Consider the following 12,033-nt stretch of genomic DNA (forward strand, 5'->3'; position numbering starts at 1 on the left):
AAGGCGCTGCATCATCACTGGCAGTGAATAATGACGAGAAACCTCCCGACCGTATGAAGGAATTTACACGTAACGAACGGTGCTACACTTGTATGTAGCGCATCTTTCTTTACGGTCAATGAGCAAGGTGTTAAATTGATCACGTTTTAGACCATTTTTTCGGCTGAACAGCATAAAAAAATATGGGCGAAAAACAGGTAACGGTTATTTTTGACATACGGTTTATCCGAATTGATGGCGATTATTGTGAGCGCTTGCGCCGCGGCAATCGACAACATGACGGATAGCAACATCAGGCGATACGTCTTGTACCTCTATATTGAGACTCTGAAACAGAGACTGGATGCCATAAATCAACTGCGTGTGGATCGCGCGCTTGCTGCCATGGGACCTGCCTTCCAGCAGGTATACAGTCTGCTGCCGACATTATTGCACTACCACCATCCGCTGATGCCGGGTTACCTCGATGGTAACGTTCCCAAAGGCATATGCTTTTACACGCCTGATGAAACCCAACGCCACTACCTGAACGAACTGGAACTGTACCGCGGTATGTCGCCGCAGGATCCTCCCAAGGGCGAACTGCCGATCACCGGCGTTTACTCAATGGGCAGCACCTCTTCGGTAGGGCAAAGCTGTTCCTCTGACCTTGATATCTGGGTCTGCCATCAATCCTGGCTGGATAGCGAAGAGCGCCAGCTGCTGCAGCGAAAATGTAGCCTGCTGGAAAGCTGGGCCGCCTCGCTGGGCGTAGAAGTCAGTTTCTTCCTGATTGATGAAAACCGTTTCCGTCACAATGAAAGCGGCAGTCTGGGTGGTGAAGACTGTGGCTCGACGCAGCATATCCTGTTGCTTGATGAATTCTATCGCACCGCTGTGCGCCTCGCGGGTAAACGTATTCTGTGGAATATGGTGCCTGGCGACGAAGAAGAGCATTACGACGATTACGTCATGACGCTCTACGCACAGGGGGTGTTAACGCCAAACGAATGGCTGGATCTCGGCGGGCTCAGTTCGCTTTCCGCCGAAGAGTACTTTGGCGCCAGCCTCTGGCAGTTGTACAAGAGTATCGACTCCCCGTACAAAGCGGTGCTGAAAACGCTGCTGCTGGAAGCCTATTCCTGGGAATACCCCAATCCACGCCTGTTGGCGAAAGATATTAAACAGCGCCTGCATGATGGCGAGATCGTCTCTTTTGGTCTCGATCCTTACTGCATGATGCTGGAGCGCGTTACCGAGTACCTCACGGCGATCGAAGATCCGACGCGCCTGGATTTAGTGCGTCGATGTTTCTACTTAAAAGTGTGTGAGAAACTGAGCCGTGAGCGCGCCTGCGTGGGCTGGCGTCGTGAAGTATTAAGTCAGTTAGTGAAAGAGTGGGGCTGGGATGACGCCCGTCTGACCATGCTGGATAACCGCGCTAACTGGAAGATTGACCAGGTACGCGAAGCGCATAACGAACTGCTCGATGCGATGATGCAGAGCTATCGTAACCTGATCCGCTTTGCGCGGCGCAATAACCTCAGCGTCAGCGCCAGCCCGCAGGATATCGGCGTGCTGACCCGTAAGCTGTATGCCGCGTTTGAAGCGTTGCCGGGTAAAGTCACGCTGGTGAACCCACAGATATCTCCGGATCTCTCGGAACCGAATCTGACCTTTATCCATGTACCGCCGGGTCGTGCTAACCGTTCAGGTTGGTATCTCTACAACCGCGCGCCTAACATGGACTCGATCATCAGCCATCAGCCGCTGGAATATAACCGCTATCTCAACAAGCTGGTGGCGTGGGCCTGGTTCAACGGCCTGCTGACCTCGCGTACGCATTTGTTTATTAAGGGCAACGGCATTGTTGATTTGCCGAAGCTGCAGGAAATGGTCGCCGACGTGTCGCACCACTTCCCGCTGCGACTGCCTGCACCAACACCGAAAGCGCTCTATAGCCCATGCGAAATTCGCCATCTGGCGATTATCGTTAACCTCGAATATGACCCAACGGCCGCATTCCGTAATCAGGTGGTACATTTTGATTTCCGTAAGCTGGACGTCTTCAGCTTTGGCGAAGAGCAAAATTGCCTGGTAGGAAGCGTCGACCTGCTGTACCGCAACTCGTGGAATGAAGTGCGTACGCTGCACTTCAACGGCGAGCAGGCGATGATTGAAGCGTTAAAAACGATTCTGGGCAAAATGCACCAGGATGCCGCGCCGCCGGATAGCGTCGAGGTCTTCTGCTATAGCCAGCATCTGCGCGGTTTAATTCGCACCCGCGTGCAGCAACTGGTGTCTGAGTGCATCGAGCTACGCCTCTCCAGTACCCGTCAGGAAACCGGACGTTTCAAAGCGCTGCGTGTTTCCGGCCAGACGTGGGGATTGTTCTTCGAGCGCCTGAACGTTTCGGTACAGAAGCTGGAAAACGCAATTGAATTCTATGGTGCGATTTCACATAACAAACTGCACGGCCTTTCCGTCCAGGTTGAGACCAACCATGTGAAACTGCCGTCGGTGGTCGACGGTTTTGCCAGCGAAGGGATTATTCAGTTCTTTTTCGAAGAAACGGGTGATGAGCAGGGCTTTAATATCTACATTCTGGACGAAAGTAACCGGGCCGAGGTGTATCACCACTGCGAAGGTAGCAAAGAGGAGTTGGTACGCGACGTAAGCCGTTTCTACTCATCGTCGCACGATCGCTTTACCTACGGCTCCAGCTTCATCAACTTTAACCTGCCGCAGTTCTATCAGATTGTGAAAACCGACGGGCGCGCGCAGGTGATTCCGTTCCGTACCCAACCGATTAGCGCTGTTCCGCCAGCCAGTCAGGACAACGACACGCCGCTGTTACAGCAGTATTTCTCGTGAGTTAACTTGCCCGGTGGCGCTATGTTTACCGGGCCTACAGTAGGCCGGATAAGCAAAGCGCATCCGGCACTAAAGCTTAGCGGAAGCTCACCTCTTCACCCGCCTGCTGTGTTGCCGCCTGCTCCAACAGATCCCAGAACGTTTCGCCGCTTCGATCGCAGATCCACTCGTCGCCTTTCAGGTCAAAGTGGTAGCCGCCCTGTTTGGTCGCCAGCCACACCTGATGCAGCGGCTCCTGACGGTTAATGATAATTTTGCTGCCGTTTTCGAAGCTGATGGTCAGCACGCCGCCGTTGATCTCACAATCGATATCGCTGTCGCCATCCCAGTCATCCAGACGTTCTTCAATGGTCATCCACAGGGTGTCAGCAAGGCGATGAAATTCACTGTCGTTCATTTTCTTATCCTATTTTTCGTGATGCTCGCAGTATAACGTGGAATAAATCGCGATGCAGTTTTTAGCCAAACTCTTGCTTTTACGCCTTCTCCTGCGATGATAGAAAACAGAAAGCATGAACTTTACAGGCAATCCATAATGAAAAACGTGTTAAAGCCACTCGCTGTCATTTTTACTCTGTTCAGCCTGACGGGCTGTGGGTTAAAAGGCCCGCTCTATTTCCCGCCAGCTGATAAAACCGCGCCGCCTCCGACCAAGAGCGTTCAGCCGCAATCGCAATCCACCACGCCTGAGAAAAACGATCGTGGGATTAGTGATGGGCCTTCTCAGGTGAATTACTAACGGCAGAAATAGATTTTACATTTCTGTACCCGCGTGAACGGAGTGAATGATGCAATTCTCTAAAATGCATGGCCTTGGCAACGATTTTATGGTCGTCGACGCGGTAACGCAGAATGTCTTTTTCTCACCAGAGCTGATCCGCCGCCTGGCCGACAGACATCTCGGCGTTGGATTTGATCAACTGCTGGTGGTTGAGCCTCCGTATGATCCGGAGCTGGATTTCCACTACCGTATTTTTAATGCCGACGGCAGTGAAGTGTCACAGTGTGGCAATGGCGCCCGCTGTTTTGCCCGCTTTGTTCGACTGAAAGGGCTGACCAATAAACGTGATATTCGCGTCAGTACCGCGAATGGTCGTATGGTATTAACCGTAACCGACGACGAGCTGGTGCGGGTGAATATGGGCGAACCCAATTTTGAACCCTCGCAGGTTCCTTTTCGCGCTAACAAAGCAGAGAAGACCTATATTATGCGCGCGGCCGAACAGACAGTATTGTGCGGCGTGGTTTCAATGGGGAACCCGCACTGCGTGATTCAGGTTGATGATGTTGATACGGCCACGGTAGAAACACTGGGACCGGTTCTGGAAAGCCACGAACGCTTTCCTGAACGCGCCAATATCGGATTTATGCAGGTGGTAAAACGCGAGCATATCCGACTGCGCGTCTATGAGCGCGGCGCGGGTGAAACGCAGGCCTGCGGCAGCGGTGCGTGCGCTGCCGTTGCGGTCGGTATCCAGCAGGGTCTGCTGGCAGAAGAAGTGAGGGTGGAATTACCGGGCGGTCGACTTGATATCGCCTGGAAAGGTCCGGGTCATCCGCTGTATATGACTGGCCCGGCGGCACATGTCTACGACGGATTTATTCACTTATGAAGCAACCAGGGGAAGAACTACAGGAAACGTTCATGGAGCTGGACGACCGGACGGTCGTCGATTACCTGCAACGTAATCCTGAGTTTTTTATCCGTAATGCCCAGGCCGTTGAAGCGATGCGAGTTCCGCACCCAGTGCGGGGCACGGTATCTTTAGTGGAATGGCATATGGCGCGGGCACGTAATCATATTAACGTGCTGGAAGAGAACATGGCGTTGTTGATGGAACAAGCCAACGCCAATGAAAGCCTGTTCTATCGTCTGTTAAATCTGCAAGGACGGCTGGTGTCGGCCAGCAGTCTTGACGACATGCTGATGCGATTTCATCGCTGGGCGCGTGAGTTAGGGCTGGCCGGAGCGACGGTTCGTCTGTTCCCGGATCGCTGGCGACTTGGCGCGCCATCAAAATTCACCCATCTGGCATTAAGCCGTCAGGCTTTTGAACCGCTGCGTATCCAGCGTCTGGGTCAGTCACAGCACTATCTTGGGCCGCTTAATGGTCCGGAATTGCTGGTCATGATGCCGGAGGCGAAAGCCATAGGCTCGGTGGCGATGTCGATGCTCGGGCAAGATGGCTCTCTGGGCGTGATGCTGTTTAGCAGCCGTGACGTTAATCATTACCAGCAGGGGCAAGGCACGCAATTGCTGCAGGAAATCTCGCTGATGTTGCCGGAGCTGCTGGAGCGCTGGATTGAACGCGTATGACCGATTCACCCCTTTCTCAGGATGTGGCGCGCTTTTTGCGCTATCTGGGCGTTGAGCGTCAGCTTAGCCCGGTCACATTGCTTAATTATCAGCGTCAGCTTGATGCCATCATTGCGTTAGCCGGAGAGACCGGTCTGCAAAGCTGGCAACAATGTGATGCTGCGATGGTACGCAGTTTTGCTGTTCGCAGCCGTCGTAAGGGACTGGGGCCGGCGAGTCTGGCGCTGCGTCTCTCTGCGTTACGCAGTTTCTTCGACTGGCTGGTTAATCAGGGCGAGCTGAAAGCCAATCCGGCAAAAAGCGTTTCCGCGCCGAAAGCACCGCGTCATCTCCCTAAAAATATCGATGTCGACGATGTTAATCGTCTGCTGGATATCGATCTCAACGATCCCCTTGCCGTGCGCGATAGAGCAATGCTGGAAGTGATGTACGGCGCGGGTCTGCGTTTATCTGAGTTGGTTGGGCTGGATATTAAACATCTCGACCTCGACACCGGCGAAGTGTGGGTGATGGGTAAGGGCAGTAAAGAGCGTCGCCTGCCGATTGGCCGCAACGCGGTGGCGTGGATTGAGCACTGGCTGGATCTACGCGGGCTATTTGGCAGCGATGACGATGCGCTATTTCTGTCCAAACTGGGCAAACGTATCTCGGCGCGTAACGTGCAGAAACGCTTTGCTGAATGGGGTATCAAGCAGGGGCTGAACAGCCACGTACATCCCCACAAATTGCGTCACTCCTTTGCGACGCATATGCTGGAGTCGAGCGGCGATCTGCGCGGAGTGCAGGAGTTATTGGGTCATGCCAATCTCTCCACGACTCAAATCTATACCCATCTTGATTTTCAACACCTGGCTTCAGTGTACGATGCGGCGCATCCGCGCGCCAAACGGGGGAAATAATGCGTTTTTACCGGCCTTTGGGGCGCATTTCTGCGCTCACCTTTGACCTTGATGACACCCTTTACGATAACCGTCCCGTTATCACACGCACCGAGCAGGAAGCGCTCGCGTTTGTACAGAATTACCATCCGGCGTTGAATTCGCTGCAAAATAGCGACCTACAGCGCTTACGTCAGGCCGTTCGCGACGCCGAGCCGGAAATCTACCACGATGTTACCCAATGGCGTCACCGTGCCGTAGAGCGCGCTATGCTGGAGGCGGGGTTGTCAGCGGCAGAAGCCAGAATGGGGGCGAATGCGGCAATGATGAATTTTGCCAAATGGCGTAGCCGCATTGAAGTCCCGCAGACGACGCATGACACGCTGAAGGCGCTGGCCCGCAAATGGCCGCTGGTGGCGATCACCAACGGTAACGCGCAGCCGGAACTGTTTGGCCTGGGTGATTACTTTGAGTTTGTGCTGCGCGCCGGTCCCGACGGGCGATCAAAGCCCTTTAGCGACATGTACACGTTGGCGGCGGAAAAACTGAAAATGCCTGTGGGTGAGATTCTGCACGTGGGTGATGACCTGACGACGGACGTCGCGGGCGCCATCCGTTGTGGTATGCAGGCCTGCTGGATCAAACCGGAAAATGCCGACCTGATGCAAACCGCAGACAGTCGTTTGCTTCCGCATATCGAAATTTCACAGTTGGCATCTCTGACCTCGCTGATATAATCACCAGCAGAACTCTGTATATATACCCAGCTTTTTGGCGGATGGCGCTACGCTTATCCGCCTTACCTACTTTTACGCGGCGGTGCCAATGGACGTTTCTTACCTGCTCGACAGCCTTAATGATAAACAGCGTGAAGCGGTGGCCGCGCCACGCAGCAACATGCTGGTTCTGGCAGGCGCGGGGAGTGGTAAAACGCGCGTGCTGGTGCACCGTATCGCCTGGTTACTGACGGTTGAGAACAACTCGCCGTACTCCATTATGGCGGTGACCTTTACCAACAAAGCGGCGGCGGAAATGCGCCACCGTATCGGCCAGATCATGGGAACCAGCCAGGGCGGTATGTGGGTGGGGACATTCCACGGTCTGGCGCACCGTCTGCTGCGCGCGCACCATATGGATGCAAACCTGCCGCAGGATTTTCAGATCCTCGACAGCGAAGACCAACTGCGTCTGCTCAAGCGTCTGATCAAGGCGATGAACCTGGATGAGAAGCAGTGGCCGCCGCGTCAGGCGATGTGGTTCATCAACAGCCAGAAAGATGAAGGGCTGCGTCCGCATCACCTGCAAAGCTACGGCAACCCGGTTGAGCAAACCTGGCAGAAAGTGTATCAGGCTTACCAGGAAGCGTGTGACCGCGCGGGGCTGGTGGATTTCGCCGAGTTGCTGCTGCGCGCCCATGAACTGTGGCTTAACAAGCCGCATATCCTGCAGCACTACCGCGAACGCTTTACCAATATCCTGGTGGATGAATTCCAGGATACCAACAACATTCAGTACGCGTGGATCCGCCTGCTGGCGGGCGATACCGGCAAGGTAATGATCGTCGGCGATGACGATCAGTCGATCTATGGCTGGCGCGGAGCGCAGGTGGAGAACATCCAGCGCTTCCTCACTGACTTCCCCGGCGCAGAAACTATTCGCCTGGAGCAAAACTACCGCTCGACTAACAATATCCTCAGCGCGGCCAACGCCCTGATTGAAAACAACAACGGGCGTCTGGGTAAAAAACTGTGGACCGACGGCGTCGACGGCGAACCGATCTCGCTGTACTGCGCGTTCAACGAGCTTGATGAAGCGCGCTTTGTGGTCAATCGCATCAAGACCTGGCAGGACAACGGCGGAGCGCTGGAACAGTGCGCCATTCTTTATCGCAGTAACGCCCAGTCGCGCGTACTGGAAGAGGCGTTGTTACAGGCTAGCATGCCGTATCGGATCTATGGCGGGATGCGCTTCTTCGAACGCCAGGAAATCAAAGATGCGCTCTCTTACCTGCGCCTGATCGCCAACCGCAATGACGACGCCGCGTTTGAGCGCGTGGTGAATACGCCAACCCGCGGGATTGGCGATCGTACTTTAGATGTGGTGCGTCAGACCTCCCGTGACCGCCAGCTAACACTGTGGCAGGCCTGTCGTGAGCTGTTGCAGGAAAAAGCCCTCGCGGGTCGCGCCGCCAGCGCCTTACAGCGCTTTATGGAGCTGATTGACGCACTGGCGCAGGAGACCGCCGATATGCCGCTGCACGTGCAGACTGACCGGGTGATTAAAGACTCCGGCCTGCGCATGATGTACGAGCAGGAAAAAGGTGAGAAAGGCCAGACGCGTATCGAAAACTTAGACGAACTGGTGACGGCAACGCGCCAGTTCAGCTACAACGAAGAAGACGAAGACTTAATGCCGCTGCAGGCGTTCCTGTCTCACGCCGCGCTGGAAGCGGGCGAAGGGCAGGCGGATACCTGGCAGGACGCGGTACAGCTGATGACGCTGCACTCGGCGAAAGGTCTGGAGTTCCCGCAGGTGTTTATCGTGGGAATGGAAGAAGGCATGTTCCCCAGCCAGATGTCGCTGGACGAAGGTGGTCGCCTCGAAGAAGAGCGCCGCCTTGCTTACGTCGGTGTAACCCGCGCGATGCAGAAGCTGACGCTGACCTATGCCGAGACGCGTCGTCTGTACGGCAAAGAGGTTTACCATCGTCCGTCGCGCTTTATCGGCGAACTGCCGGAAGCGTGCGTTGAAGAGGTTCGCCTGCGTGCCACGGTTAGCCGCCCGGTGAGTCATCAGCGGATGGGCACGCCAATGGCGGAAAATGATACCGGCTACAAGCTCGGCCAGCGCGTGCGCCACGCTAAGTTTGGCGAGGGCACCATCGTTAATCTGGAAGGAAGCGGCGAACACAGTCGTTTGCAGGTCGCATTCCAGGGGCAGGGGATCAAATGGCTGGTTGCTGCCTACGCCAGACTGGAAACGGTATGATCGCCTGATGTCGCTGCGCTTATCAGGCCTACGCAGAACGTAATATTTTGATTTGTAGGCCGGATAAGGCGAAGCCGCCATCCGGCTATCTGTCGGTTAATATTCTGAAATCATAGATAAATAATTCCCCTCTGCTAACCTTTCTGTATAAGGGGAAATTATTACTTTTTCGCCATCCGTTGCGTGTTGACGTCAAAATTTTGCTGGCGTAACATGCGCGCACGATTACGCTAAGAGGACATTCGCCTTGGACACACCCAGTAGATACTGGCTCATTATCCTGTCATCCAGGATCAACTCCTAAGGCTATCCCTTTTTGCTGATAGCCTTCGCGGTTGTCAGCGACCTTCTGTTTTTTCCCGTCGCGCTGAGTCAGGCTGTTTAATGGTCTGAAACCCAATTTGTTTCTGTGTGCCCTCCGAACTGTCCGATAATTTTTTGCATTGGGAGTCCCGGTCATGCTGAGCGCATTTCAACTGGAAAACAATCGTTTAACTCGCCTTGAGGCAGACGAGATCGAGCACCTGGCCAGTTCGGTCTGGGTCGATTTAGTCGAGCCGGATGACGAAGAACGAAACCGTGTGCAAAAGGACTTGGGCCAGAATCTGGCTACGCGCCCTGAACTGGAAGACATCGAAGCATCCGCACGTTTTTTTGAAGACGAAGACGGTCTGCACATCCACTCCTTCTTCTTTTACGAAGACGCCGACGATCACGCAGGTAACTCAACCGTCGCATTTACCATTCGCGAAGGCCGCCTGTTTACTCTGCGCGAGCGCGAACTGCCGGCCTTCCGCCTGTACCGCATGCGTGCGCGTAACCAGGCGATGGTGGATGGCAACGCCTACGAGCTGTTGCTCGACCTGTTCGAAACCAAAATTGAACAGCTGGCGGATGAGATCGAAAACATCTACAGCGACCTGGAAAAACTCAGCCGTGTGATCATGGAAGGGCGTCAGGGCGATGAGTATGACGAAGCGCTGTCGACATTGGCGGAACTGGAAGATATCGGCTGGAAGGTACGTCTGTGTCTGATGGATACCCAGCGCGCGTTGAACTTCCTTGTACGTAAAGCGCGTTTGCCGGGCAGTCAGCTGGAGCAGGCGCGTGAGATCCTGCGCGATATCGAGTCCCTGCTGCCGCATAATGAATCGCTGTTCCAGAAGGTTAACTTCCTGATGCAGGCGGCGATGGGCTTTATCAACATCGAGCAGAACCGCATCATCAAGATCTTCTCGGTGGTTTCTGTGGTATTCCTGCCGCCGACGCTGGTGGCTTCCAGCTACGGGATGAACTTTGAGTTTATGCCGGAATTGCACTGGAGCTTCGGTTACCCGGGCGCGATTGTCTTTATGATGCTCGCGGGTCTGGCGCCATATCTGTACTTTAAGCGCAAGAACTGGCTGTAATCACTGTACTTTATCCGGCCTACGGCGATGTGCTTTTGTAGGCCGGATAAGCGAAGCGCCATCCGGCACTCCCCTAGCTCCGACGAACCCGTCGTTGCGTATAAATCGCATCCATCACGAAAATCGCCAGCGCCACCCAGATAAACGCAAACGTGACCATTTTATCCGTTCCCGGAACTTCACCATAGAAGGTGACGGCCAGCAGGAACATCAGCGTAGGCCCGATATACTGGAAGAATCCCAGCGTTGACAGACGCAGGCGGGTTGCCGCGCCGGTAAAGCACAACAGCGGAATGGTGGTCACGACACCCGCGGCAATCAACAGCAGGTTGAGCGACATGGGGTTTTGCCCCATATGGCTGGTTGAGCTGTCCGCAATGCCAAACAGATAGATGGCGGCGACAGGTAAAAGCCACAGGGTTTCGATCAGCATGCCGGTTTGTGCTTCGACGGCAATCTTCTTGCGCACCAGCCCATAGAACGCAAAGCTGAACGCCAGTCCCAGCGCGATTATTGGCAGCGATCCGAAGGTCCACAGCTGTACCAGCACGCCGCAGGCGGCTAACAGTACCGCCAGCCACTGCATGCGACGAAAGCGCTCACCGAGGAATAGCATTCCCAGCACAATATTCACCAGTGGGTTAATAAAATAGCCGAGGCTGGCTTCCAGCATATGGTGATTATTGACCGCCCAAATGAACAGCAGCCAGTTTCCGCCGATGAGCACGGCAGAGAGCGCCAGCAGGAAAATCTTCTTTGGCGTTTGTAGTAGCGTTTTGACGCCCGACCACTGGCGACTGATGCTCATCAGTACCACCATAAAGAAAAACGACCAGATGACGCGGTGCGTCAGGATCTCATCTGCCGGGACATAGTAAATCAGCTTGAAGTAGGCAGGAGCGATACCCCAAATAAAATAAGCAGCAAGAGCGAGTAGCACGCCCTGCCGCGTTTGTTTAGCATCCATCGGGAAAACTCATTGCAGAAATGTAACAGCAGTTTACCTTTTTTTAGGCACTTACCCCACCATATAAGTGGCGGTTGCGCTGGCAATATAAAGCTGTTCTTCGTTATGCAGTTCCACGCGCGCCACAGCGACTTTATTGCCCGCCCGCAGCAGGCTACTGGTGGCGGTAAAGCGGCTCCCTCTTCCGGGGCGCAGATAATCAACACGCAAATCGATTGTGCCCATGCGTGACATTCGCTGACGCAGTTCGTCCTCGCTGATCGTTTCATGGCGGGTCAGCGTACTCCCAACGCATACCAGCCCCGCGGCGACGTCCAGTGCCGAGGCGATCACGCCGCCATGCAGAATGCTTTGCGCCCAGTTGCCGACCATCATCGGTTGGTTATTAAAGGCTAATTGAGCAAATTCTTTCTCATAGCGTTCGAGCTCCAGTCCCAGCGCCCGGTTAAACGGCATATGATAGACAAACATTTCACCCACTAACTTCAGCGCTTCCTCAGCAGTAAGTACGGCAGACATACGATCCCTACATCTCAATGGTTAATGAAATGTTGATATTATGCTTATTATTTGTTGTTTTCTACTTTAGGACGGGATAACTAACGAGGAACTCGCTAAGTA

The 12,033-nt window shown here is 54.3% G+C and carries 12 protein-coding genes; 9 read left to right on the forward strand and 3 right to left on the reverse strand.

Annotated elements, in window-relative coordinates; all coding sequences use genetic code 11:
• Positions 1 to 306: 306 nt before the first annotated feature.
• Positions 307 to 2,853, forward strand: a complete 2,547-nt coding sequence (cyaA, locus tag OGY18_RS04905) for a class I adenylate cyclase (protein WP_032934207.1) — start codon at positions 307 to 309, stop codon at positions 2,851 to 2,853.
• A gap of 76 nt (positions 2,854 to 2,929) precedes the next feature.
• Here the strand turns inward: cyaA and cyaY are convergent, their stop codons facing one another.
• The gene (gene cyaY / locus OGY18_RS04910; RefSeq protein ID WP_003828967.1) at positions 2,930 to 3,250 is read right to left on the reverse strand and encodes an iron donor protein CyaY; all 321 of its coding nucleotides are present in this window, start codon (positions 3,248 to 3,250) and stop codon (positions 2,930 to 2,932) included.
• Positions 3,251 to 3,388: 138 nt separating this feature from the next.
• On the opposite strand from cyaY, the gene lptM reads away from it, so the two are divergent.
• The 8 genes from lptM (at position 3,389) to corA (ending at position 10,445) form a co-directional block, all read left to right on the forward strand.
• Entirely contained in the window at positions 3,389 to 3,592 is a 204-nt protein-coding gene (lptM, locus tag OGY18_RS04915; RefSeq protein WP_003017937.1) for an LPS translocon maturation chaperone LptM, read from the forward strand.
• A 49-nt stretch (positions 3,593 to 3,641) separates the two neighbouring features.
• Complete coding sequence (dapF, locus tag OGY18_RS04920; RefSeq protein WP_003017933.1) at positions 3,642 to 4,466, forward strand: diaminopimelate epimerase; 825 nt, start codon at positions 3,642 to 3,644, stop codon at positions 4,464 to 4,466.
• Positions 4,463 to 5,170 (forward strand): DUF484 domain-containing protein, encoded by a 708-nt coding sequence (locus OGY18_RS04925; protein WP_286552077.1) that lies wholly within the window; start codon positions 4,463 to 4,465, stop codon positions 5,168 to 5,170. The genes dapF and OGY18_RS04925 overlap by 4 nt, the downstream gene beginning before the upstream one ends.
• Positions 5,167 to 6,069, forward strand: a complete 903-nt coding sequence (gene xerC / locus OGY18_RS04930) for a tyrosine recombinase XerC (protein WP_103015294.1) — start codon at positions 5,167 to 5,169, stop codon at positions 6,067 to 6,069. The genes OGY18_RS04925 and xerC overlap by 4 nt, the downstream gene beginning before the upstream one ends.
• On the forward strand, positions 6,069 to 6,785 hold the full coding sequence (yigB, locus tag OGY18_RS04935; RefSeq protein WP_032945701.1) for a 5-amino-6-(5-phospho-D-ribitylamino)uracil phosphatase YigB: 717 nt from the start codon (positions 6,069 to 6,071) through the stop codon (positions 6,783 to 6,785). The genes xerC and yigB overlap by 1 nt, the downstream gene beginning before the upstream one ends.
• Positions 6,786 to 6,873: 88 nt before the next feature.
• Positions 6,874 to 9,036: a DNA helicase II gene (gene uvrD / locus OGY18_RS04940; RefSeq protein ID WP_003828957.1), complete on the forward strand. Its 2,163-nt coding sequence runs from the start codon at positions 6,874 to 6,876 to the stop codon at positions 9,034 to 9,036.
• A 247-nt stretch (positions 9,037 to 9,283) separates the two neighbouring features.
• Positions 9,284 to 9,340, forward strand: a complete 57-nt coding sequence (ysgD, locus tag OGY18_RS04945; RefSeq protein WP_212723238.1) for a YsgD/CorL family protein — start codon at positions 9,284 to 9,286, stop codon at positions 9,338 to 9,340.
• A 154-nt stretch (positions 9,341 to 9,494) separates the two neighbouring features.
• The gene (gene corA, locus OGY18_RS04950) at positions 9,495 to 10,445 is read left to right on the forward strand and encodes a magnesium/cobalt transporter CorA (protein ID WP_003017920.1); all 951 of its coding nucleotides are present in this window, start codon (positions 9,495 to 9,497) and stop codon (positions 10,443 to 10,445) included.
• 73 nt (positions 10,446 to 10,518) lie between these two features.
• Here the strand turns inward: corA and rarD are convergent, their stop codons facing one another.
• A complete protein-coding gene (gene rarD, locus OGY18_RS04955) occupies positions 10,519 to 11,412 on the reverse strand; it encodes an EamA family transporter RarD (RefSeq protein ID WP_003828953.1) in 894 nt (297 codons plus the stop codon).
• Positions 11,413 to 11,463: 51 nt separating this feature from the next.
• On the reverse strand, positions 11,464 to 11,931 hold the full coding sequence (gene yigI / locus OGY18_RS04960; RefSeq protein WP_003828949.1) for an acyl-CoA thioesterase YigI: 468 nt from the start codon (positions 11,929 to 11,931) through the stop codon (positions 11,464 to 11,466).
• Between the last annotated feature and the right edge of the window lie 102 nt (positions 11,932 to 12,033).

The organism is Citrobacter sp. Cpo142 (genome assembly GCF_030332425.1).
In the GTDB taxonomy this organism is placed as follows: Bacteria; Pseudomonadota; Gammaproteobacteria; order Enterobacterales; family Enterobacteriaceae; genus Citrobacter; species Citrobacter portucalensis.